At 65.4% G+C, this 23,111-nt stretch carries 18 protein-coding genes; 14 read left to right on the forward strand and 4 right to left on the reverse strand.

Annotated features, from left to right (window positions below; all coding sequences use genetic code 11):
• Positions 1 to 251: 251 nt before the first annotated feature.
• Positions 252 to 1,037 carry a TatD family hydrolase gene (locus ISS97_RS01015; protein ID WP_379987681.1) on the reverse strand — a complete coding sequence of 262 codons (786 nt, stop codon included), beginning with the start codon at positions 1,035 to 1,037 and terminating at the stop codon, positions 252 to 254.
• A gap of 318 nt (positions 1,038 to 1,355) precedes the next feature.
• Here ISS97_RS01015 and ISS97_RS01020 point away from each other — a divergent pair, with 318 nt between their 5' ends.
• The 13 genes from ISS97_RS01020 (at position 1,356) to hrpB (ending at position 17,555) form a co-directional block, all read left to right on the forward strand.
• A complete protein-coding gene (locus ISS97_RS01020) occupies positions 1,356 to 3,011 on the forward strand; it encodes a S8 family serine peptidase (protein WP_379987421.1) in 1,656 nt (551 codons plus the stop codon).
• Positions 3,012 to 3,270: 259 nt separating this feature from the next.
• Entirely contained in the window at positions 3,271 to 5,004 is a 1,734-nt protein-coding gene (gspE, locus tag ISS97_RS01025; RefSeq protein WP_379987422.1) for a type II secretion system ATPase GspE, read from the forward strand.
• On the forward strand, positions 5,001 to 6,218 hold the full coding sequence (gene gspF, locus ISS97_RS01030; RefSeq protein ID WP_379987683.1) for a type II secretion system inner membrane protein GspF: 1,218 nt from the start codon (positions 5,001 to 5,003) through the stop codon (positions 6,216 to 6,218). Before gspE ends, gspF begins: the two co-directional genes overlap by 4 nt.
• A 55-nt stretch (positions 6,219 to 6,273) precedes the next feature.
• Positions 6,274 to 6,699 (forward strand): type II secretion system major pseudopilin GspG, encoded by a 426-nt coding sequence (gene gspG / locus ISS97_RS01035; RefSeq protein WP_379987423.1) that lies wholly within the window; start codon positions 6,274 to 6,276, stop codon positions 6,697 to 6,699.
• Between the two features lie 65 nt (positions 6,700 to 6,764).
• Positions 6,765 to 7,244, forward strand: coding sequence for a GspH/FimT family pseudopilin (locus tag ISS97_RS01040; RefSeq protein WP_379987684.1), 480 nt, complete (start codon positions 6,765 to 6,767; stop codon positions 7,242 to 7,244).
• A gap of 59 nt (positions 7,245 to 7,303) precedes the next feature.
• Positions 7,304 to 7,759, forward strand: coding sequence for a prepilin-type N-terminal cleavage/methylation domain-containing protein (locus ISS97_RS01045; RefSeq protein WP_379987424.1), 456 nt, complete (start codon positions 7,304 to 7,306; stop codon positions 7,757 to 7,759).
• Entirely contained in the window at positions 7,756 to 8,427 is a 672-nt protein-coding gene (locus ISS97_RS01050) for a prepilin-type N-terminal cleavage/methylation domain-containing protein (RefSeq protein WP_379987425.1), read from the forward strand. The genes ISS97_RS01045 and ISS97_RS01050 overlap by 4 nt, the downstream gene beginning before the upstream one ends.
• Positions 8,424 to 9,281: a type II secretion system minor pseudopilin gene (locus ISS97_RS01055; RefSeq protein ID WP_379987426.1), complete on the forward strand. Its 858-nt coding sequence runs from the start codon at positions 8,424 to 8,426 to the stop codon at positions 9,279 to 9,281. The genes ISS97_RS01050 and ISS97_RS01055 overlap by 4 nt, the downstream gene beginning before the upstream one ends.
• A gap of 2 nt (positions 9,282 to 9,283) precedes the next feature.
• A complete protein-coding gene (locus ISS97_RS01060) occupies positions 9,284 to 10,441 on the forward strand; it encodes a PilN domain-containing protein (RefSeq protein ID WP_379987427.1) in 1,158 nt (385 codons plus the stop codon).
• Entirely contained in the window at positions 10,438 to 11,076 is a 639-nt protein-coding gene (gene gspM / locus ISS97_RS01065; protein WP_379987428.1) for a type II secretion system protein GspM, read from the forward strand. Before ISS97_RS01060 ends, gspM begins: the two co-directional genes overlap by 4 nt.
• Positions 11,073 to 11,858 (forward strand): hypothetical protein, encoded by a 786-nt coding sequence (locus ISS97_RS01070; RefSeq protein WP_379987429.1) that lies wholly within the window; start codon positions 11,073 to 11,075, stop codon positions 11,856 to 11,858. The genes gspM and ISS97_RS01070 overlap by 4 nt, the downstream gene beginning before the upstream one ends.
• Positions 11,859 to 11,861: 3 nt before the next feature.
• Positions 11,862 to 14,264, forward strand: a complete 2,403-nt coding sequence (gene gspD, locus ISS97_RS01075; RefSeq protein WP_379987430.1) for a type II secretion system secretin GspD — start codon at positions 11,862 to 11,864, stop codon at positions 14,262 to 14,264.
• A gap of 783 nt (positions 14,265 to 15,047) precedes the next feature.
• A complete protein-coding gene (gene hrpB, locus ISS97_RS01080; RefSeq protein WP_379987431.1) occupies positions 15,048 to 17,555 on the forward strand; it encodes an ATP-dependent helicase HrpB in 2,508 nt (835 codons plus the stop codon).
• A 139-nt stretch (positions 17,556 to 17,694) separates the two neighbouring features.
• On the opposite strand, the gene glk is transcribed toward hrpB, so the two are convergent.
• A complete protein-coding gene (glk, locus tag ISS97_RS01085; protein WP_379987432.1) occupies positions 17,695 to 18,720 on the reverse strand; it encodes a glucokinase in 1,026 nt (341 codons plus the stop codon).
• A 48-nt stretch (positions 18,721 to 18,768) separates the two neighbouring features.
• Positions 18,769 to 20,121: a GH1 family beta-glucosidase gene (locus ISS97_RS01090; RefSeq protein ID WP_379987433.1), complete on the reverse strand. Its 1,353-nt coding sequence runs from the start codon at positions 20,119 to 20,121 to the stop codon at positions 18,769 to 18,771.
• 157 nt (positions 20,122 to 20,278) lie between these two features.
• Here ISS97_RS01090 and ISS97_RS01095 point away from each other — a divergent pair, with 157 nt between their 5' ends.
• On the forward strand, positions 20,279 to 21,373 hold the full coding sequence (locus tag ISS97_RS01095; RefSeq protein WP_379987434.1) for an ABC transporter ATP-binding protein: 1,095 nt from the start codon (positions 20,279 to 20,281) through the stop codon (positions 21,371 to 21,373).
• Positions 21,374 to 21,475: 102 nt separating this feature from the next.
• Here ISS97_RS01095 and ISS97_RS01100 read toward each other — a convergent pair whose 3' ends face one another.
• The gene (locus tag ISS97_RS01100) at positions 21,476 to 23,020 is read right to left on the reverse strand and encodes a S53 family peptidase (protein WP_379987435.1); all 1,545 of its coding nucleotides are present in this window, start codon (positions 23,018 to 23,020) and stop codon (positions 21,476 to 21,478) included.
• Between the last annotated feature and the right edge of the window lie 91 nt (positions 23,021 to 23,111).

Below are 23,111 nucleotides of genomic sequence, written 5' to 3' on the forward strand. Positions count from 1 at the left end.
CACTGCCTTGCCAGTATCGACCTGCGCGAGGCCGACTAAACTGTTACCTATGTCCTGGCACGTTTGTTACCCATGTGTCCGGTCCATACACTGGCCCAAAGAGAAAGTAACCAAAGAGAAATGGCCTCAGAGCAGGCGGTGTGCTTCGTAGCTGCGCATCTTCCAGTGCCAGACATCTGGATGGTTTTCTTCGGGGTCTGAGTGTTTGACCCGCACCGTTCCACTGGGGACTTCGTTGGTGGCGCTGTGCGTTACAACCCGAAAAACGCTTCCGCCGTCGCCGTGCTGTTCGCTGCGGTGACTTCTACCGGCTCGTTGCGGTCGCGGGCGATTTCGTAGCAGATATGCCGCAGGTACATCGGTTCATTGCGGCGGTGGCTTGGCTGCGGTTTCACCGTGCGCGGCAGCAGGTAGGGGGCGTCGGTTTCGATCATCAGGCGGTTGGCGGGGATGTCGCGCACCAGTTCGCGCAGGTGGGTGCCGCGGCGTTCGTCGCAGATCCAGCCGGTGATGCCGATGTGGCAGTCGAGGGCGAGGTAGTCGCGCAGGGCTTCGCCGGTGTCGGTGAAGCAGTGGACGACGGCGGCGGGGATTTTGTCGCGGTAGCGGCGCAGCAGGGCGACGAAGTCGTGGTGGGCGTCGCGCTGGTGCAGGAACAGTGGTTTCTGTACGTCCACGGCGATCTGCAGTTGACGCTCGAACACGGCGAGCTGCACGTCGCGGGGGGAGTAGTTGCGGTTGTAGTCGAGGCCGGTTTCGCCGACGGCGCGGACTTCGGGCTGCCGGGCGAGTTCGCGCAGCAGCGCGTCGGTGGCGTCGTCGTAGTCGATGGCATGGTGGGGGTGGACGCCAGCGGTGGCATAGAGCTCGCCGGGATGGCGGCGGGCCAGGTCGAGCGCATGCGTGCTGCCGTCGCGGGAGGCGCCGGTGACGATTATGCGGGTGACGCCATGGTCGCGTGCGCGTTGCATCACGGCGTCGAAGTCGTGATGGAACGATTCGTGGGTGAGGTTGGCACCGATGTCGAGCAACTGCATGGTCTGGCCGATGGGGCAAAACATGCATTGTCCCAGAGCGTCCCGATCGATCAAACCGCGCTCGCGTCAGGCTCGCGACAGGGATGGTGAAGCGTGTCGTGATGACCGTGTGAATTTGCGAATGACGCCGTTATTTCATGCGAGGATGAATCGCCGGCGTCAACCAAGGTGGGACCGACCTGGGTTACCGGCATTTCTGGAGGTCCACCTCTGGGGGTGGTGGCCGGTCGCGTTCTGGGGAGAGCGCGCCGGTGGGTTCCTGACGCATAAGGTGAGGAACGCCTCCGCTCAGTACATCCATAGATAGAGGGAGTTCGAATGATTCAGCGTTCGCAAGTGAAGTTGCTCGCCGCCTCGCTGCTGTTGGCCTTGAGCCTGCCGGCCGTCGCCGCGGAAGATATTTCCGGCAACACCCGTTTCGACCTCAGTTCCGTCCAGGAAGACGCCACCTATAACCGTTTCATCGTTGTCTATCGCAACGGCAGTACCGAACACGCCAGCCCGAATGCGGCGGTGCAGGCGGTCACGGCTGCCGCCGGCAAAGCCAAGCTGATGGATCAGGGCGGCACCAGTCTCTCCACGAATGCGCTGCGCTCAGGTGGCCGCATGCTGGGAGTGAACTACGACCGTAAGCTTGCCATCGGCGGCGACCTGGTGACCACCTCGCGGCGTTTGTCGGCCGCGGAAACGCGCCAGTTCGTGCAGCAGATCGCGGCCGATCCAGCTGTGGAATTCGTGCAGCCGGACTACATGCGCCATGCCCTCGGCAAGCCGGTACAGGCGCAGCCGGCCGGTGCGGCCACCTTCACCACGCCGAATGACACGTACTACGCCGGGTACCAGTGGGACTATCTGGCAGCGAACGGCGCGGCGTTCAGTGACGCCAGCCTTGGCACCTCGGTGGCCAACTGGGGTGGCGCCAACATCCAGCAGGCGTGGACCTTGGCCGACGGTACCGGCATCACCATCGCCAGCCTCGATACCGGTGTGACCAATCACCCGGACCTCGACCTGACCCTGGCTGACGCCGGTTACGACTTCATCAGCACCGCGCTGGTCTCCGGTCGTGCCGCCGACGGCCGCGCCGCTGGCGGCTGGGATACCGGCGACTGGACCACGGGCAGCAAGTACCTCGCCAGCAACGGCGGTTGCGTGGACTCCACCCATCCGGCGGAGAACAGCAGCTGGCACGGCACGCATGTGTTCGGCACGGCGGGTGGTGAGAAGACCAACAACAGCACGGGTATGGTGGGCACGGCGTTTGGCGCCAAGGTGCTGCCGGTGCGTGTGCTCGGCCATTGCGGCGGCTACGACAGCGATATCGCGGACGCCATCACCTGGGCCTCGGGCGGCCATGTGAACGGTGTGCCGGACAATACGCATCCCGCGCAGGTCATCAGCATGAGCCTGGGCGGCAGCGGCACCTGCACCTCCAGCACCATCACGGGCAAGGCGATCTCCGGCGCGATCAGCCGCGGCGCCACCGTGGTGGTGGCGGCGGGCAACAGCAACGCCAACGTGTCCGGCTTCTCGCCGGCCAGTTGCCCTGGCGTGGTGGCGGTGGCGGCGACGGGCATCACCAGCCGTCGTGCGTACTACTCCAACTACGGCGCGGGCATCACCCTGGCGGCACCGGGCGGCGGCGTGTATGCCAACGATGGTTCCAGCGGCACGCAGGCGACCTCGGGCTTCATCTGGTCGACCATCGACTCCGGCACAACGTCGCCGTCGGGTTCGACCTATGGCGGCATGGCCGGTACGTCGCAGGCCACACCGCACGTGGCCGGCGCCGTGGCATTGATGCAGAGCTACCGCCTTGCTCTCGGCAAGGCTCTGCTCACCTCGACGCAGATCACCTCGCTGCTGAAGTCCTCGGCCACCGCACCGCACGTGGCGGCCAGCCGGACCAAGCCGATCGGCGCGGGCATCCTCAATACCTATGCGGCGGTGCAGGCGGCGGGCGCGCAACCCTGATCGAGCCGATTTGAGCCGCACACCATCGAACCGGCGTCCTTCGGGGCGCCGGTTCTTTTTTCTTTCATATGGCGTGCCACCGTAATTTCACACGTTGGCAAATATCGCGCTTCAGGATCGGGCATTCGTCTGTATCCGCCGTCCAGTCTCGCAACCGTATTGGAGGATGTGCTACCAATGTGGGCTGATGCGCCCTCCAGGGGCGGTACCTCAGGTACCGTGGGTGCGAATATGGACTTGAGAAGTGCGGGGTGAGTGCATGTCGGCAGTGGCAAGGCCGGCGGCCAGCGAGGCAGGGATGGCAGGACAGGATCGCGAAATAGCGGTCTGCGATCTGCTGGTTGCGCGCGGACGCTTGAAAGACAGTGACCTGGCACGTGCCCGGCGGCTCCACGAGGAGTCACCCGAAGGCACGTTGACGGCGCTGATGGCACGGCTTGGCCTGGTTTCCGAGCGCGACCTGGCCGAAGCCTGGTCCGAATTGCTGCATACGCCGCTGTTGGCTGCGCGCGACGCGCCGGAGCTGCCCCCGGCCGAACTCGATATGTCGGTGCGCTTTCTCAAGCTGCATCACGTGGTACCGGTACGCGACGGCGAAGACGGCGTCGCCCTGCTGGTTGCCGATCCGGCCGATGCGTATCCGCAGCAGGCGGTGGAACTGGCTGCCGGTCGTCCGGTCATGCTGCGCATCGGCCTGCGCTCGGAGATCGACGATCTGATCGAGCGCTATTACGGCTCCGGCCGCTCCGCCATGGGCACCATCGTGGAGAACCTCGACGGCAGCGCCGCGGTGGAAGACGACGTGGAGCATCTGCGCGACCTCGCGTCCGAGGCGCCGGTGATCCGCCTGGTCAACCTGATCCTGCAGCGCGCGGTGGAACAGCGCGCGTCGGACGTGCATATCGAACCGTTCGAGAACCGTCTGAAGGTGCGCTACCGCATCGACGGTGTGCTGCATGAGGTGGAGGCGCCGCCATCGAGCTCCACCGCCGCGGTGATCTCGCGCGTGAAGATCATGGCCAAGCTCAACATCGCCGAGCGGCGCTTGCCGCAGGATGGCCGCATCCAATTGCGCGTGCAGGGCAAGGAGCTCGATCTGCGCGTATCGACCGTGCCGACCAGCTTCGGCGAGTCGGTGGTGATGCGTATCCTCGACCGCGAATCGGTGGTGTTCGATTTCGCCTCGCTCGGTTTCACCGACAACTTCCAGCAGCGTTTCGTGGATGTGCTGGAGCGCCCGCACGGCATCCTGCTGGTCACCGGCCCCACCGGCTCGGGCAAGACCACCACGCTGTACACCGCGCTGTCGCAGATCAATACGCCCGACGTGAAGATCATCACCGTCGAGGACCCGGTCGAGTACCAGATCGAAGGCATCAACCAGATCCAGGTGAAGCCGCAGATCGGGCTGGATTTCACCGGCGCGCTGCGCTCCATCGTGCGCCAGGATCCGGACGTGATCATGATTGGTGAAATGCGCGATCTGGAAACCTGCCGCATCGCGATCCAGTCCGCGCTCACCGGCCATCTGGTGCTGTCGACCCTGCACACCAACAGCGCGGCCGGCGGCATTACCCGCCTGCTCGACATGGGCGTGGAGGATTACCTGCTCGGTTCCACCGTCAACGGCATCCTGGCCCAGCGCCTGGTGCGCCGTCTCGACCCGGCAACGGCGACGCCGTATGAAGCGCTGCCCGAGGTGATCGAGCAGTTCGAATTGCACAAGTACACCGATGAGCGGCCCATCCGCCTGTGGAAGCCCGGCACCAGCACGGCCAATCCCACGGGCTATCGCGGCCGCCGCGCGATCATGGAATTCCTGGTGATGAGTGACCCGCTGCGCCGTCTGGTGATGCAGCGCGCTGATGCTGGCGAAATCGAGCGCCTGGCGCGCGCCGAAGGCATGCGCACCATGTACGAAGACGGCATCGCCAAGGCCGTGGCGGGCATCACCACCATCGAGGAGGTCCTGCGCGTCACGCAGGAGAGCTGATGCAGTTTCATTACCGCGCCGTCAGCGACGCCGGCGAGTTGCTTCAAGGAGAGATGGAAGCCGCCAGCGTCGAGGAGGTCATCGCGCGCCTGCAGGACCAGGGCCACACGCCGCTGGAAGCCAAGCCGGCGAACGAGGCGGCCAGCGGCAGCGGACTGGCCGCGCTGTTCAAGCGCGGTCCCTTCACTGGCGATCAGCTGGCGCAGTTCACTCATCAGCTGGCGACCCTGTTGGGCGCCGGCCAGCCGCTGGATCGTGCGCTCGGCATTCTGCTGGATCTGCCGGAAGGCGAGCGCGCCAAGCAATTGATCGAGCGCGTGCGCGATCGCGTGCGTGGCGGCACGCCGCTGTCGCAGGCGCTCGATGAAGAACACGGCGTTTTCCCCAAGCTCTACATCAGCCTGGTACGCGCGGGCGAGGCGGGCGGATCCCTGGAAGATACGTTGCGCCGCCTGGCCGACTATCTCGAGCGCAGCCAGCAGTTGCGCGGCAGCATCGTCAACGCGCTGATCTATCCGGCCTTCCTGATGGTGGGCGTGTTCGGTTCGCTGGTGCTGCTGCTGGCCTATGTGGTGCCGCAGTTCGTGCCGATTTTCGAAGATATGCAGGTGCCGATCCCGTGGATCACCCAGGCGGTGCTCGCGCTGGGCAACCTGCTGCAGTCGTGGTGGTGGCTGATCCTGGCCGTGCTGGTCGGCGGCATTTTCATGTGGCGGGCCCGCCTGCGCGACCCGGTGGCGCGGCTGGCCTGGCATGCCCGCCTGCTGCAGATGCGCCTGGTCGGGCCGCTGCTGCTGAAAGTGGAGACGGCGCGTATCGCCCGCACCCTGGGCACCCTGCTCAAGAACGGCGTGCCCCTGCTGTCCGCGCTGACCATTGCCCGCCAGGTCACCTCCAACCGCGCGCTGGACGAAGCGCTGGCTCACGCTGCGGAACAAGTGAAGGGTGGTTCGGGTCTCAGTCTGGCGCTGGCGCAGTCGCAACGTTTTCCGCGACTGGCCCTGCAGATGGTGCAGGTGGGTGAGGAGGCTGGCCAGCTGGACACGATGTTGCTGAAAGTGGCGGATACCTTCGAGCTGGAGAGCAAGCGCGCCATCGACCGCCTGCTCGCCGCCCTGGTGCCGGCGCTGACCATCGTGATGACGATCCTGGTGGCCATCATCATGGCCGCGATCCTGCTGCCGCTGCTGAGCCTGACCAGCAACATCCAATAACAACAACGTGGCCTGCCACTCCCATTTCACTTTGCCGATGATCAGAGGTTTCGCTATGCAACACAGGCACATCCGACTCCAACGCGCCGCCCGCGGCTTCACCCTGCTCGAAATGCTGGCGGTGATCGTGCTGATCGGCATCATCGGCGCGGTGGTGGTGACCCAGGTCGGCAAGAACGTGGACAAGGGCAAGTACGGTGCCGGCAAGGCGCAGCTCACCACGCTCAGCCAGAAGATCGAGAACTACGCGCTGGACAACGGCGCACCGCCCGCCCAGCTCGGCGACCTGCTGGCCAAGCCCGCGAATGCGCGCAACTGGCAGGGCCCGTATGCGAAAGAGTCGGAGCTGAAGGATCCGTGGGGCCATGCGTTTGGCTACAAGTACCCGGGTGACCATGGCAGCTTCGACCTGATCTTCTACGGCCAGGACGGCCAGCCCGGCGGCGATGGCTATAACGCCGACGTGGGGAACTGGCAGTAATGAAGCAGGAGCGGGCCACGGCGAACGAAGAACGGAGGGCTGCCGCAGCGCTGCAGCTTCTCGCTCTGCCTCGTTCCCCGTTCCCCGTTCCCTGTTCCCGGCGCGCCACACGCGCTCATGGCTTCACCCTGCTCGAAATGCTCGCGGTGATCCTGTTGATCGGTATCGCGGCGGCGGCGGTTTCCGTCTCCGTGTCGCAGGGGCTGGCCAGCGCGCGCGTCAACGCCGCCAGCGGTGAACTGGCCGCCGCGCTGCGCGCCACGCGCGCGCAGGCGATCGTGCGCGGGCAGGAACAGGTGTTCGATGTGGATACGCGCAAGAACACCTACCGCGGCAGTGACCAGCGCGACGTACGTTTGCCGCAGGGCATGCGCCTGAGCATTACCAGCGCCAAGGAAGACCAGCCCAATGCCACCACCGGGCGCATTCGCTTCTTTCCCGATGGCAGCTCCACCGGTGGCCATATCACCCTGCAGCGCGAACAGCGGCGCTGGCAGGTCAATGTGTCGTGGCTTACCGGCGCAGTGAGTGTGGTGGCGTCGTGAATCGCCTGCAGTGGGAAACGGGGAACAGGGAACAGGGAACAGGGAAGAGTAGCCGCGCGGTGCTCTGCCGTTCCCCGTTCCCCGCTCCCCGTTTCCCGCGCGCTGCGCGCGCCAATGGCTTCAGCTTGCTGGAGGTCATCGCCGCGATCCTGTTGCTGGCGATCGCCTTTACGGCCTTGATGCAGGTCGCGGGCGGTTCCATCGGCCTCACCAATAACGCCGCCGACTACAGTCGCGCCGCCATGTGGGCGCGCAGCGTGCTGGATACCGCGGATGTCATCGCGCCGTTGCGTCCCGGTCACAGCGAAGGACGTTTCGATGAGCAATACCGCTGGCGTCTCACCGTAACGCCCTGGCGTCCCGCCGACGCCGGCCAGCAACCTTCGCCGATGCAGATGGTGAAGCTCGATCTCGATGTGCTGTGGGGAAAGGGCAGTCGCGAACGTTCGGCGCATTTCAGCACCTTGCGGTTGATCGGACAGAACAGCGGAAACCCGCCCGTGGTGACGCCGTGAACGGCGCACGCGGCTTCAGCCTGCTCGAAGTGCTGGGCGCGCTCGCGCTGATGGCGCTGCTGCTGCTCGGTGTTTACTCCGGCGTGCGTACGGCGACGCAGAGCGTGCGCTCCGGCACGGCTTCGGTCGAACAGCTCGACAAGCTGCGTTCCACCCAGCAATTCATGCGACAGGAACTGGCGCAGATCCAGGCGGTGCCGTTCGGACGCGATGGCAACGGTGACAATCTTTATTTCAGCGGCGACGCGCAGACAATGCGCTTCGTGGCGCCCCTGCCGGGCTATCTCGGCAAGCTGGGCCCGCAGTTGCAGGAATGGAAGATCGTGTCCAATGGCAAGGGCGGCTCGCAGTTGCAGGCGAGTTTCGCGCTGTTGCCGCCGGATGGCAGCCCGCCGCATGCGCTCAGCGAACCGGAAGTGCTGCTCGACAACGTACGCGAAGGACACTTCAGCTACCGCACGCCGGATACGCAGGAACAACTGGGTACCTGGCAGCCCAAGTGGGCAGATGAACGCCTGCTGCCGCGCATCGTACGGGTCGAACTGAAACTGGATGGCCGGCAGGAGTGGCCGCGCCTGGATGCGCCGCTGCGCATCGATCCCACCGCCGCGCTCGGTCAGCAGATGGATCTGCTGCAAGGCCTCCGTCGTCCGCAGGTGGTGCGATGAAGCGCCGCTTGCAGCGTGGCGTGGCCTTGCTGGTGGTGCTGTGGGCCTGCACCTTGCTCGCCATCCTGCTCGGCGGCTACGCCACGCTCGCGCGCACCGAAGGCATGCAGGCGCGTTACCAGTTCGCCCAGATGCGCGCGCACTACGCCGCCGAGGCGGGTGTGATGCGCGCGATCTATGCGATGCAGGACCCGTCCATGCGCAACCGCTGGAAACCGGATGGGCGCAATTACGATTTCCAGTACGACGACGCCAAGGTGAAACTGGCCGTGGTCGACGAAAGCGGCAAGGTCGATATCAACGCGGCTTCGCCCGACGTGCTGCAGGCTTTCTTCCGCGCTGCCGGTCTGAACGACAGCGCGGCCAACGAGCTGGCCAAGCAAGTGGTGAACTGGCGCAGCTTCGGGCGCGGGCCGGACGATCTGAATCGAGCCGCGGCGGCATACACCTCAGCCGGACGCGACTATGCTCCCCGCCATGCGCCATTCGCCAGCATCCAGGAACTGCAGATGGTGCTGGGCATGGACCCGGCCCTCTATCGCAAGATCGCGCCGCAGGTCACCTTGTGGTCAGGGCGTAACGCACCGGATCCAAACTTCGCACCGCCGCTGGCGCTGCAGGCGATCCCCGGCATGACGCCGGAACAGGCAAACGCGCTGTATGCCGCAAGACAGCAACAACAAGGGCCTGCGGGCCTAGGCGGGAGTCAGGGAGTGACGCATAGTATTCGTTCGGAGGCGACGTTATCGGATGGCACACGTGCGATTGTGCGTGCCACGGTACGTCTGCAAGGGGCCAGGGCGGGGGCACAGCCCTATGCAGTGCTTCGCTGGCAAGAGGGAGACGGGGAGTGACCATGACGAGCTCGCTGCGACCGCAGCTCGAACGCGTACGCCGCGCATGGCGCGCTTCGCCGTTGCCGCGATTTTTTGCGTGGTGGGGCGGCGAACTCGCCTTCCTCGTGCCCGCGCGCTCGCGCGTTCTGTTTGGTGGCGGTGCCGCATGGCATCTGCTGGAGCGTGCCGGCGACGATTGGCGACTGCGCCGCACCGGCTCGCACGACATGTTGGCGCAATGGCCGGACAGCCTCGACGCGGCCAGTCAGCAGGTGGCGCTGGCCGACGGCCTGCGCGGGGTGGATCGTGAGGACTTGCGTCTGGCGCTATGCCTGCCGGCGAGTGCCGTACTGCGGCGCCTGCTGATGTTGCCGGCGGCGGCGCGCGACACCTTGCAACAGGTCGGCGCATTCGAGATGGATCGGCAAACACCGTTCCGCGCCGAGCAGGTGCGCTACGACATCCGTGAACTCGACACCCCCGCACCGGCCGGCCGTCTCGCGGCGGAACTGGTGGCGGTGCCGCGCACCACACTCGATCCCCTGCTGGCACGCCTGGGCCAGGTCGGCATCGCGGTGGATGCGGTGGACCTGGGCGTGGATGGCGGCCGCCTCGGCGTCAATCTGTTGCCGGCCGAACTTGCGCCGCGCCGCTCACATCCGCGGCAACGCCTGAATCTGGCACTGACCGCAGCGTGCGTGCTGCTGCTGGCGCTGGTGCTCGGCCAATGGCTGCACAACCGCGAAAGCGCTCTGGCGCAAATGCAGACCCAGGTCGAAACCATGCGCGCCGAAGCGCAAGAAGTCGGCGGGCTGCGCCAGCAATTGCAGGACAACGCCGGCGCCGCGGGTTTTCTGGCCGCGCGCAAGAAGAGCACAGTTTCCGCGCTGGCCGTCTTGCAGGACATCACGCAGCGCCTGCCGATCACCGCCTGGCTCGAACGCCTCACCATCGACAACGCGGGGCAGGTGGGCTTTCAGGGGCAGAGTCCGCAGGCCGCGCGGCTGGTCGATGCGCTGAAAGATTCCACCGTCATCAGCAATCCCAATTTCCAGGGCACCATCCAGGCGGACCCATCCACCGGCAAGGAGCGTTTCTACATGGTGGCGCAGATGCGCAAGCCGACGGCCGCCAAAACCGCGCCCGCCGCGCCGTCCAGCAATGGGGGCAAGCCGTGAAGCTGGTCGCGCTGAAACCGCGCGAATCACGCATCGCGGCGATCCTGTTGCTGCTGTTGGCGCTGGTGCTTGCGTACTTCGTGCTGTTGCACTGGTGGTTCGTCTCGCCGCTGCTCAACGTCCGCTCGCAGATGGCTGACCTGCGCGATACGCAGGCCCGTTTCGCTTCCGCTATCGCGGAAAAGCCGGCGTTGCAGCAACGTATCGCCACGCTCGGCCAGGGTCAGGCGGCGAGCAATGCATTCCTTCCCGAGGATGATCCGAATGCCGCGGCTGCTGGCTTGATGCAGCGTGTGGTCGACGTGGTGGCTGCGCATCCCGACGGCGGCAGCTGCGAAGTCAGTCAGAAGATGCCGGTACCCAATCCGCCTGCCGCCGATGGCGAGCCCTATCGCAAGGTGGCGGTGAGCATCAGCTTGCGCTGCGATATGCAGCCGTTCGCCGCGGTGATGCAGGAACTGGAGCAGGGCACGCCGTACTTGTTCATCGACGACCTCAGCATCTATCGCAACCCGGTCGCCGCGCAGCAAGCCAGCGCGCCGCCGCTGGAAGTGCAGTTCACCCTGAGTGGCTATGTGCGCCAGTCGCGCGGTGCCGCGCCGGCCGCCGCCGCCCCCGCGGGAGATGCCTCTTGAACGCCGCCGCGCAGCGTCGACTGACGCCCGTACTGGCCGGCGTGGCGATTGCGCTGGCCGCACTGCTGATGGTGTTGCTCGCCGGTGTTGGCCGCAGCGTGCGCTGGGATCCCCCGCGTCCCACGCCACCGCTGCCGGACACCCGCGAGGGCAGCAACCTGCCGGTGCCGGTGCCGTTGGCGCAGTTCGCTGCGGTGTGGCAGCAGCCCGTGTTCAATCCTGATCGCAAGCCGGCGATGCGTTCGGCCAAGGGCGGTGCCAGCCTGGGCGAGATGCAGCTCACCGGCATCATCCTCACGCCCGCGCTGCATATGGCCTTGCTGCATACGCGCGGCAGCGACAGCGATGTGCGCGTGCGCGAAGGCAGCAGCCTGCCCGACGGCAGCTGGAAGCTGGTCGAACTGAAATCGCGCTCGGCCATCTTCGAGTCCGGCAGCGGCCGCACCGAGCTGGAGCTGCCCGCCGGCGCGCCGATTGATGCGCCGAAGAATGACGCACAGGCACAAGCGCCGAACCCGAACCAGGGTAGCGCCATGCCCGGCCCCATCACCGTGCCCGCGGGCGCGATGCAGCGCGTGGGGCCGGCCGGCAGCAGTCCCGCCATGCGCATGCCATTGAAACCCGGTGGCGAAGGCACGCCGCCGCCCAACGCCGACAGCAATGCGCCGCGTCCGCAACAGGACGACGGCTCGCTGCAGGCCGAGCGTATCCGCCAGCTGAAAGCCGCCATCCAGAAGCGTCGCGCCGAACAGGCCGCCGGCAATCCCGAAGGAGCACACTGATCCATGTCCCGCCACCTCACCAAGCCGACGTTTCGCTACGGCACGCTCGCACTGGCCTTGTGGATGGCCGGCTGCTCCACGTTGCCGCCGCCGCACGATGATGGAGCGCTGCAGCGCGAAGCCATGGCCGGTACGGAGAAGCCCGCGCCGGAGCCGCAGCCGCTCAACACCGGGATCAATGCACCCTCGGACACGCTGTCCCAGCCGCAGATCAGCCAGGGCAGCGGGACCTTTATCCATCCCTCCGCGCTGGCCACACCGCGTGCGCCGGCGACCGGTGACGGCGCGGTCACCTTCAACTTCGAGAACCAGCCGGTACAGGCGGTGGTGAAGGCGATCCTCGGCGACCTGCTCAAGCAGAACTACACCATCGCACCGGGCGTGCAGGGCAACATCTCGTTCGCTACGGCGGAGCCGGTGGATTCCAGCCAGGCCATGCCGATTCTGGAAACGCTGCTGTCGTGGACCGGCAACGCGCTGGTCAAGCGCAATGGCGGCTACGTGGTGATGCCGGCGAAGGAGGCCGTGGCCGGCAATCTCGTGCCGAGCCTGGGCGCTTCCGCACCGCAGGAAGGCATGCAAGCGCGCCTGTTCCCGCTGCGCTACATCTCGGCCACCGAGATGCAGAAACTGATCAAGCCGTTCGCGCGGCCGGAATCGATCCTGTTGGTCGACCCTTCGCGCAACGTGATCGTGCTGGCCGGCTCGCCGCAGGAACTGGCCAACTACCAGCGCACCGTCAGCACCTTCGACGTGGACTGGCTGCGCGGCATGTCGGTCGGTGTATTCAATCTGCAGCACGCCGGCGTCGCCGAGCTGATGCCCAAGCTCGACAGCATGTTCGGCGCCAAGGGCGATACGCCGCTGGCCGGCATGTTCCGCTTCATTCCGATCGAGCGCACCAACGCGCTGGTGGTGATCAGCACGCAGCCCAACTACCTGCAGGAAGTGGGGCAGTGGATCGAGAAGATCGATCGCGGCGGCGGCAACGAGCCGCAGCTGTTCGTGTATGACGTGCGCAACATCAAGGCGTCCGATCTGGCGCAGTACCTGGGACAGATTTACGCGAGCGGCAACGGCGGTGGCAACGCGGGCGCCAAGGTAGGGCCCGGTCTGAGTTCCGGCACCCTGGGCAACGCTGACAACGCCAATGGTTCGGGCAGTGGCATGGGCAGCACGGCCGGCAGTTTCGGCAGCAGTACGACTGGCGGACTTGGTGGCGGCATCGGTGGCACGGGCGGCGGCATTGGCGGCACGGGTGGCCTCGGCGGCATCAATTCCGGCGCGGGATTCGGCAACGGCTCCGACAAGAGCGGCGGTTTTGGCGGCCCGGGTACCAGCATCGGCAGCGCCTTTGGCTCCAATCCGAGCAGTAACGGCAGTGCGCAAAGCGCACAGCAATTCGTCTCGGAAGACGGCAGTGTGCGCATCAGCTCGGTGGATGCCAATAACCAGTTGCTGGTACGCGCACGTCCTTCGCAGTGGGCGGAGATCGAATCGGCCATCCATCGCCTGGACAACACGCCGCTGCAAGTGCAGATCGAGACACGCATTCTGGAAGTCTCGTTGACCGGTGCGTTCCAGTTCGGAGTGCAGTGGTATCTGGAGGGGTTGCGTAACCTCACCCAAACGACCGACAGCAGCGGCAACCCTGTCTACACCCCGGTCGATACCTTCCGCCATCGTGCAATCGGCCTGGGCGGTGGCGGTAATCAGTTCAAAGGCGAGCCGTTCTTCTATTCGTTCATGAACAGCAATATGCAGGTCGCCGTGAAGGCGCTGGAGACCAACGGCAACACCAAGACGCTATCGGCGCCGTCGCTGGTGGTATTGAACAACCAGGTCGCGCAGATCCAGGTGGGCGACCAAGTGCCGATCAACCAGACCAGCGTCAATCCCGGTGTCGGCACGGCGACTTACAACCAGGTCAACTATCTCAACACCGGTGTGATCCTCAACGTACAGCCCCGCGTCAATCCGGGTGGCTTGGTGTACCTCAGCATCCAACAGCAGGTGAGCTCGCCGAGCTACCCTAGCGGCGCTAACACCAATCCCACCATCTCGCAGCGTTCGATGGGCACGCAGGTCGCGGTGCAGAGCGGGCAGACGGTGTTGCTTGGCGGCCTGATCCAGCAGCAGACGACCAATGGCGACACCGGTATTCCCGGCCTGAATCGCGTGCCAATACTTGGGCGCTTGTTTGGCACGACCAATAGCAATCGCAAGCGCACCGAGCTGATCGTGCTGATCACACCCAAGGTGATCAGCAGCAGCGAGGAAGCCAAGCAGATTACTGACGAATATCAGCAGAAGTTCGAGTCGCTGAAGCCGTTGCGCGAAGGCATGGTGGCGCCTGTCGCGGCACCTGCGCGCACGTCGAAGGTGACGACTGCTCCGATTAAGTGAGTTGCCGCGCGCTTCATTGTTGCTAGTTGGTGTGCGTTTTTTGCGAAGCAATCTCTCTCTCATCGTCATCGTTGACACGATGAATGCCACCGAAATCATTGGCGTGAGAGGCCTGAGTCTCCTTCGCTGCACGCAAAAATTTGCTTGCCTTCGCCAATAAAAGAAGAGCCCTTGCTGTAGAAGCAAGGGCTCTTCTCATAACTTGCCAAGATAGCTCTTAGCTAGTTCGTACGACTATCCATTTCGTGCCATTGATGGAGTAACCGCCGCACCAAGTAGGAGCTGGTGACGTGTTGCCGGTTATGCTCCAGTTTGATGGAACAAATTGCCCAGGACAGATATGCAGGGCAGCTCCTATGGGCTGATCGTAGTAGGCGAAATATACGGGGGATACTGGCCATTTGAGCAGGGCAGGCCGATCGGCGGATTGCCAGTCCAGAAGTATCCATTTGGGGTTGGTCCACTGCAGTTGCTGGCTTGTATTCCTATGGGTGGTTCACTCGATCGAGTGTCTGGGGTGGGTGGCTGTTGTTGGGACAGTGCTGTCCCGGAAAGACACACTCCAATCATGGAAAGGACGAGCTTTAATTGGTGATGCATGCCTTAATCCTCATCATTGGTTGCGCGACCCATTTGGATCGCATGTCAACGATGGAGGCGCTTTATAGCGGTGTAAGTCATCATGATCCCGAATATGCGTAGGCTTGTGGCTTGTAGAGTGGTCGCTGGATGCGTTGATGAGAAAATATTCATGGCCGTAATGGCAGTTTTTTAGTTCAGGTTATGCAGTTTCCAATTACCCCCCTTCTCGCGGACATACGTGACTCGCTTTCGGCGCAGTCCCGCCTCGTGCTCGAAGCGCCACCCGGCGCGGGCAAGACCACCCAGGTCCCGCTCGCTCTGCTCGATCAGGCCTGGCTGGGCGGCGACAAAATCCTGATGCTGGAACCACGCCGCATCGCGGCGCGCGCGGCGGCGCAATTCATGTCGCGCCAGTTGGGTGAGGAGGTGGGGCAGACGGTCGGCTATCGCATCCGTTTCGAGTCGAAGGTGAGCGCGGCGACGCGGATCGAGGTGGTGACCGAAGGCATTCTCACCCGCCTGATCCAGGACGATCCCGAGCTCACCGGCATCGGCGCGATCCTGTTCGATGAATTCCACGAGCGGCATCTTGCCGGCGATCTTGGCGTGGCCCTGGCGCTCGATGTGCAAGCGACGTTGCGGCCGGAGCTGCGCATCGTGGTGATGTCGGCCACGCTGGATGGCGAACGCATCGCGCAATGGCTGGATGCGCCGCGCATCAGCAGCCCGGGGCGCAGCTTTCCGGTGCGCGTCGAGTATCCACCGGCACGCACGCAGGAAAATGTCGAACATCAGCTGGCGCGTGTTGCACGCCAGGCGCTGGAAGAAAGTGACGGCGACGTGCTGGCCTTCCTGCCGGGGCGCCGCGAGATCGCGCGCACCGAGGCCGTGCTGGCGCAGACGCTGCAAGATGACCACGTGGAAGTGGTTGCGCTGCATGGCGAGTTATCGCTGGCGGAGCAGCAAGCGGCGTTGAGTCCCGCCGAGCCGGGCATGCGGCGCATCGTGCTCGCTACCAATGTCGCCGAGTCGAGCGTGACGCTGCCCGGCATTCGCTCGGTGGTGGATAGTGGTCTCGCGCGCGAGCCTTGCTTCGATCCCAACTCCGGTTTTACGCGGCTGGAAACGGTGAACATTTCGCAGGCCTCCGCCGACCAGCGCGCGGGTCGCGCGGGCCGTGTCGCGGAGGGCACGGCGTATCGCCTGTGGCCGCAAAGCAAGCGGCTGGATGCGGCGCGTACGGCGGAGATCGCGCAAGCCGAGTTGTCGGGTCTGGCGCTGGAGCTGGCGGCCTGGGGAATCACCGCGGATAGCCGCAACGATCTACCATGGCTGGACGCGCCGCCCGCAGGCGCATTGGCGCAGGCGCGCGAGTTGCTGGTGGTGCTCGGCGCGCTCGATGCCGGCGGACGCATCACGGCGCTAGGCCGTCGCATGCTGGAGCTCGGCGCCACTCCGCGTCTCGGTGCGGCGGCCTTGCGCGCACCGCAGGAGCTGCATGCCCTGGTGGCCGATCTGCTCGCCCTGATGGAGGCGCGTTCACCGCTGCGCGGCGAGCAGGCGCGCAGCGACGATTTCCGCGCCCGCGTGACGGCGCTGCATGCCTGGCGCGACCGCCGCACTGCCGGTGCGCGCGGTGGTGCCGATGCCGGCGCGCTGGCGGCGATCGAGCAGGCCAGCAAAGGCTGGCGCCGCCGTCTGGACGTGCGCACCGCGGCGAGTGGCGTGCCGGACAGCCACGCCGTGGGCGATCTGTTGTTGCATGCCTATCCCGATCGCGTGGCGCGTCGCGATGACAACAATCCATTGCGCTACACGCTGGCGAATGGCCGCGGCGCACGCCTGCACGAAAGTACCGCCTTGCTCGGCGAGCCCTGGCTGGTTGCGCTGGATCTGCGTTTCGAGGCGCGCGACAGTCTGATCCTCGCCGCCGCGCCACTCGATCCGCGTGTGCTGGAGTGTGACTACGCCATGCAATTCCGGCGCGAACGCACGTTGCGCTGGAACGATGAGCGTCATGCGGTCGAAGCCTTCGAAGAACAGCGCTACTCCGCCATCGTGCTGTCGCGCCGCAGTGTGCCGGTGCAACCGGAGGATGCCTTGCCTGCGCTGTTGGCGGCGGTGCGCGCGAAGGGCCTGGATGTGCTGCCGTGGAGCGAGAACGCACGCCGCCTGCGCGCGCGCATGCAGGCGCTGCGCGCATGGATGCCCGAACTTGGTTTGCCGGATGTCGCCGATGAGGCCTTGCTCGCCACGCTGGAGTCGTGGCTTGCGCCTTACCTCAACGGCAAATGGCGCCTGGATGCACTGGCGACGGAAGAGCTGTCGCAGGCGCTCGCGGCGCTGTTCGATTACGAGCAACGCCGCCTGCTTGATGCGCAGGCGCCAGAGAGTCTCACCGTGCCCAGCGGCATGGCTCGCCGCATCGAATATGTCGCCGGGGAGCCACCGGTGCTCGCCGTGAAGTTGCAGGAGTTGTTCGGCCTGGCCGACACGCCGCGCGTGGGTGGCGGACGCATTCCGGTGACGCTGCATCTGCTGTCGCCGGCCGGCCGGCCGATCCAGGTGACGCAGGACCTCAAGGGCTTCTGGGAACGCACGTATCCCGAAGTGAAGAAGGAATTGAAAGGACGCTATCCGCGTCATCCGTGGCCGGACGATCCGTGGAGCGCCACGCCCACGCATCGGGCGAAGCCGCGCGGTACATAGCGCAGGGCAGCGATGAAACGGTAGGAGCGCACCCTGTGCGCGAAAGCCCTGCGCAGCGGGGCCATCTTCTTTTCATAGGGCAAAAGCCAGCCCTGCGCAGCAGGGCTTTCGCGCACAGGGTGCGCTCCTACGAGTGGTGTCAGGCCAGGGCGGTCGGCAGCAGCGAGTGGCCACTTTCCAGCACCGCGATGGCCGCTGCGCCAAGCAGGCCCGGCTCCGGATGCATCATCGCCACCGTCGGCACCTGCTGCATGGTTTCCCTGAAGCGGCCCTTGGCTTCAAAACGTTCGCGGAAGCCGCCGTGCTGCAGCCACGGCAGCAGGATCGGCAGCACGCCGCCGGTGAGGAACACGCCGTCCCAGCCACCGAGGCTCAGCACGAGATCGCCGGCCACGCTGCCGAAGATCCCGGCTAGCGTTTCCACCGTACGCACGCATAGCTTGTCGCTGCCTTCGACGGCGCGCGCGGTGATGTCTTCGGGCGTGAATTCCTCGGCCGGCAGGCCTTCGATATCGGCGAGCGCGAGATAGAGATTCACCAGGCCGTTGCCGCAGATCATGCGCTCGTTGGAAACGCGGCCGAAGCGCGCGTTGAGGCGATGCAGGATCTCCACATCCTCGGCGGTATGCGCGGCGAAGCCGGCGTGGCCGCCTTCGGTCTCCAGCACGGTCCAGCGGCCGTCGCGCAGTAGCAGGCCGGCGACGCCGAGGCCGGTGCCGGGGCCCATCACCACGAAGGTCTGCGCGTGGTGCTCGCCGGTGTTCGGCAGCTTCTGCGGACCCACCGCCTGCAACTGATCGTGACGCAGCAGCGGCACGGCCATGCCCTGCGCGGCGAAATCATTGACCAGGCGCACCGAGGTCAGTCCCAGTTCGGCCTGCAGGCCATGGGCCGAGACCAGCCACGGATTGTTGGTGACCTTCACCGTCTCGCCATCGACGATGCGGCCCGCGGCGGCGATCACCGCGCGCGAGGCCGACAGGCCGGTATCGGCGAAGTACTGGCGGATGGTGTCCGCCATGGAAGGAAAGTTGCTGACCCGGTAGCGCTTCACGCTGTCCAGCAATAACGGCGAAGCGAGTGACGGATCGGCGAGAGCAAAGCGGACATTGGTGCCGCCAAGATCGGCAAGCAGGGTCGTGGCGGCGCTAGAGGTAGAGCTCATGAACAATCCTGGCAACGGGTCACGCAAGCCTGCCGGATGGGTGTGGGCTCAATCGTCCAGCACCGTACCGTTGCTCTCGATGACCTTGGCATAGAGTTTCGCCGTCGCCTTGGGCGTGCGCTTCTGCGTGGCGAAATCCACATGGTACAGGCCAAAGCGCTTGGAGAAACCCAGCGACCACTCAAGATTGTCCATCAGCGACCAGGCGTAATAACCCTTGAGGTTCACGCCTGCGTCGATGGCCTTGTGCAAAGCCTTGAGATGCTTGCGCAAGTAGCTGGTGCGCAAGGGGTCGTCGAGCACGTCGCCTTCGGCCACCGGCGCATCGTAGAAGGCCGAGCCGTTCTCGGTGATATAGAGCGGGATGTCGCCGTAGCGGTCCTTGAACCAGGTAAGGGTATCGGTCAGGCCCTGCTCGAACACTTCCCAGCCGGTCTCGGTGTAGGTCTTGTTGGGCTGCCGCACCGGCGAGGCCTTGAGCGGGTACTGGGCCGGGTCGTTCTTCACCACCGCGCGGGTGTAGTAGTTGATGCCCACGAAGTCGACCTTCTGCCGGGTCAGCTTGAAGTCGTCCACGGGGAAATCCGGCCACGCGTCGCCGAAGATTTCTTTCAGTTCCGGCGGATAGCTGCCGAGCAGCGCCGGGTCGGCGAACTGCTCGTTCATGTAGGCATGGGCGCGGCGCGTGGCGGCCAGGTCTTCCGGGCTCTGCGAGTGCGGGTACTTCGGTTCGATGTTGAACACCACGCCGATCTCATGCTTGCCGTGCGCGCGATACGCCTGGATGCCGGCGCCGCTGGCGCGCATCAGGTTGTGCGCGGCGATGGGCGCCTCGTACTTGCTGCGATGGCCAGGGGCCAGCGCACCATGCAGGTAGCCGCCATCGGTCACCACCCACGGTTCGTTGAGCGTGGCCCAGCGCTGCACGCGGCCGTCCAGCGCCTTGAACATCACTTCGGCGTATTCGGCGAACCAGTGCGCGCTGTCGCGATTGAGCCAGCCGCCGCGGTCGTCCAGCGCCGCCGGCATGTCCCAGTGGAACAGGGTGGCGTTCGGCGCGATGCCGTTCTCCAGCAGTTCGTCGACCAGGCGCTTGTAGAAATCCAGGCCCTTGTCGTTGATGCGGCCGGTGCCCTCGGGCAGCACGCGCGCCCAGGCGACGCTGAAGCGGTAGCCATGCAGACCCAGCGCCTTCATCAGCTGCACGTCGCCCTTGTAGCGGTTGTAGTGATCGCAGGCGATGTCGCCGGTATCGCCGCCCACCATCATCCCCGGCGTATGCGCGAAGCGTTCCCAGATGCTGGGGCCGGCCCCGTCCGCCAGCGGCGAACCCTCGATCTGATAGGCCGAGGTGGCGGCGCCCCACAGGAAGCCTTCGGGAAAACGGTAGCTACGGGTCATGGCGGGAGTCTCGATATGCCGCATCGCGGCTTGATGTAAACGTTTACATTGGAGAATATCCGAATGTTTCCTGCTTGTGCAGCCCAGTTGGTCACAAGCTGGCCCCACCCCCCAGCCGATGTGGTTCGATCCCGCCGGCCCCAGGAGAGAAGTCCGCATGGCCCAGGTCCGCCTCGACAAGCTGCGCAAGGTCTACCCGAACGGTCACGTAGGCGTGGCCGAGGCCAGCTTCGAGATCGCCGATGGCGAGCTGCTGGTGCTGGTGGGCCCGTCCGGCTGCGGCAAGACCACCTTGCTGCGAATGATCGCGGGGCTGGAGTCGATCAGTGGTGGCACGCTGTCCATCGGCGATCGTGTGGTGAACGACGTGGCGCCGAAGGATCGCGACATCGCCATGGTGTTCCAGAACTACGCGCTGTATCCGCATATGACCGTGGCCGAGAACCTTGGCTTTGGCCTCAAGCTGCGCGGCCAGCCCAAGACGGAGATCGAGCGCCGCGTGGCCGAGGCGGCGAAGATGCTGGAGCTCGAACAACGGCTGGATTCAAGGCCGGCCGCGCTGTCCGGTGGCCAGCGCCAGCGCGTGGCGCTCGGGCGCGCGCTGGTGCGCGACCCGAAGGTGTTCCTGCTCGATGAGCCGCTGTCCAATCTGGATGCCAAGCTGCGTTTGTCCATGCGCGTGGAGATCGCGCGCATCCATCAGCGCCTGAAAGCCACCATGGTCTACGTCACCCACGACCAGATCGAAGCGATGACCCTGGGCCAGCGCATCGTGGTGCTCAACGGTGGCGTGATCCAGCAGATCGACACGCCGATGAACCTGTACGACAAGCCGGCCAATCTGTTCGTGGCGGGTTTCCTCGGTAGCCCGGCGATGAACCTGCTGCGCGGCAGGTTGCATGCCGATGGCGGCTGGAAACTCGCGATGCCGCAGGGTGTGTTGGCGCTGGGCGAGCTGCCGCAGAGCAGCGCGCTGGATGCATGGCGCGATCGCGAAATTGTGGTGGGCGTGCGGCCGGAGGATTTGTGTCCGCGCGCGGACGCCAGCACCGCCACGCTCAGCGCCGAGCTGGAAGTGGTGGAGCCGGTGGGTAATGAGATCTTCCTCAATCTGCGTCATGGCGATCAGGCGCTGGTATCGCGCACGGCATCGCGTGACTTGCCCGCGGCGGGCAGCACACTGCACTTCGGTTTCGCGCCGGAGCGGCTGCATTTCTTCGATGCGGCGCAGGGGACGCGCATCGGTTTCTGATCAGGATAAGGGGCGAGTTGGTCGCCCCCATCGCTTGTTACTCCGTCCGTGATCCTGAAAAGAGATACGCCATGCGGCGGTGAAGCGGTAACGGGCACGGCATCACGCAGCCGGTTGCAATGCCTTCAAGGCCTGCAACATCGCCTGTCCATTCGGCGTGCCCAGGCCGGTGCAGGCATCCCAGCCCTTGCCCGCCTGATAGGCACCGTTGTTGCCATGCGTGATGTCACGGAACGCGCCGCCATTCACCTGGTACAGCGCCGCATGCGCATCGCCTAGCGGCGCGCCGAGCGATTGGTTGAAACGCGCCACCAGCGCTGCCCATAGCGGTGCCACCGCGCTGGTGCCGCCGATCACCTGGTTCTGGCCATCCACGCGCACCTGGTAGCCGGTCATCGGATCGGCGTTGCCGGCGACGTCGGGTACCCCGCGGCCGACGAAGCCGCCGGGTGCGGTCGGCACGCCTGCCTTCTGCTGATATGCGGGCCGCGCGTAGTCCATGCTGACCCCACCGCCGGTGGCGCCTTCGTTGGTCGCGGTTTCGTTCCATACCGTTTCGCTGGCGATGGTGGCGCCGTTGGCATCGAGGCGGGTGCCGCCGCAGCCGAGCGTGTAGACGCTGGAGGCGGGGTAGTCCACATGCGGTTGGCCGTCCGCTTCGCCATCGCCGGAACCGCTGTCGCCGCTGGCTGCGGTGATGGTGAGGCCGAGTGCGGCGGCATCCTGCAAGGCGCTCTCCATCGCGGCAAGCGTGGAGGCGCTCCAGCTATCTTCCGGCCCGCCCCAGCTGATCGAGATCACCGAGGGTTTGTGCTTGGTATCGTGCGCGGCCTGCGAGATGGCTTCGTAGAAACCCTGGTCGGTATTCGGCGCGAAATAGATGACGATCTTCGCGCTGGGCGCCAGTGCGCCGATCACCTCGGCATCCAGCATCACCTCCGCATCGGCGGCACCGGACCGACTCTTGCCACCGGCCACCGAGACGGTAGTGACCGATGGTGTTTTCTTGAAGCCAAGTGCCTTGAAGTACTGCGTGAAATCGGTCTTCTTGAATGCGCCGCCGAGTTCAATCACCGCGATGGTCTGGCCGGTGCCGTCCGTGCCGGTGGGAAACTGATAGAGCTGGCCTATCTGCATCGGTGTGTAAGCGGCGCTTGGCTTTGCCATCGGGCGGAGGAAATGCGGGCGTGCCACCGGACGACGGTCGAGGCCCAATACGGCGATGACAGAAGATGAAATCGCGCTGGACAGCGCGGGTGGGTGACGGCTGCCCATCACGGTGTCGCCGGAGGGCAACAGCTGATACCGCCCCAGTTCGACGCCGAAGGCCCGCTGCATTGCCTGTGGCGTGCCGCGCAGATGCATCACGCGACGGCAGGTATCGCAGCCAGTTTCTTCCAGCCCGTGCTGGCGGGCAAAGCCGCGCAGTTGATCCACGTCGTGCGGATTGGCGCCGTAGGCGTTGTCGAAATCCTGGCGCTGCACCGCTGCGGCGTGGGGCCATGCGGCTGCTTGCGGATGGGCGCCTTTGCGGCGCATCACCAGCGTGACGTCGATCGGGCTCGTATCTTCGTGCGGCCCGAGATAACGCGCTTCCGTGGCCAGTGGCCAATGCGTGCGCTGGATGAAATGGGAGTTTGCGCTCATGGGCGGCGTCTCCTTCTGCGAGGAGGAGCAGGCTGCACCGCGCGATGTTTTGAGAACGTGTGGACGGCGCTAAGCGTTCGCCAATGCCGCG

Source organism: Dyella koreensis, assembly GCF_044904565.1.
GTDB classification, from domain to species: Bacteria; Pseudomonadota; Gammaproteobacteria; order Xanthomonadales; family Rhodanobacteraceae; genus Dyella_D; species Dyella_D koreensis.

Excerpts from the sequence above, each read along its gene's own strand:
- ISS97_RS01015 (WP_379987681.1), bottom strand. The coding sequence starts at position 1,037 with ATGCAGTTGCTCGACATCGGTGCCAACCTCACCCACGAATCGTTCCAT.
- ISS97_RS01020 (WP_379987421.1), top strand. The coding sequence starts at position 1,356 with ATGATTCAGCGTTCGCAAGTGAAGTTGCTCGCCGCCTCGCTGCTGTTG.
- gspE (WP_379987422.1), top strand. The coding sequence starts at position 3,271 with ATGTCGGCAGTGGCAAGGCCGGCGGCCAGCGAGGCAGGGATGGCAGGA.
- gspG (WP_379987423.1), top strand. The coding sequence starts at position 6,274 with ATGCAACACAGGCACATCCGACTCCAACGCGCCGCCCGCGGCTTCACC.
- ISS97_RS01055 (WP_379987426.1), top strand. The coding sequence starts at position 8,424 with ATGAAGCGCCGCTTGCAGCGTGGCGTGGCCTTGCTGGTGGTGCTGTGG.
- ISS97_RS01060 (WP_379987427.1), top strand. The coding sequence starts at position 9,284 with ATGACGAGCTCGCTGCGACCGCAGCTCGAACGCGTACGCCGCGCATGG.
- gspD (WP_379987430.1), top strand. The coding sequence starts at position 11,862 with ATGTCCCGCCACCTCACCAAGCCGACGTTTCGCTACGGCACGCTCGCA.
- hrpB (WP_379987431.1), top strand. The coding sequence starts at position 15,048 with ATGCAGTTTCCAATTACCCCCCTTCTCGCGGACATACGTGACTCGCTT.
- glk (WP_379987432.1), bottom strand. The coding sequence starts at position 18,720 with ATGAGCTCTACCTCTAGCGCCGCCACGACCCTGCTTGCCGATCTTGGC.
- ISS97_RS01090 (WP_379987433.1), bottom strand. The coding sequence starts at position 20,121 with ATGACCCGTAGCTACCGTTTTCCCGAAGGCTTCCTGTGGGGCGCCGCC.
- ISS97_RS01095 (WP_379987434.1), top strand. The coding sequence starts at position 20,279 with ATGGCCCAGGTCCGCCTCGACAAGCTGCGCAAGGTCTACCCGAACGGT.
- ISS97_RS01100 (WP_379987435.1), bottom strand. The coding sequence starts at position 23,020 with ATGAGCGCAAACTCCCATTTCATCCAGCGCACGCATTGGCCACTGGCC.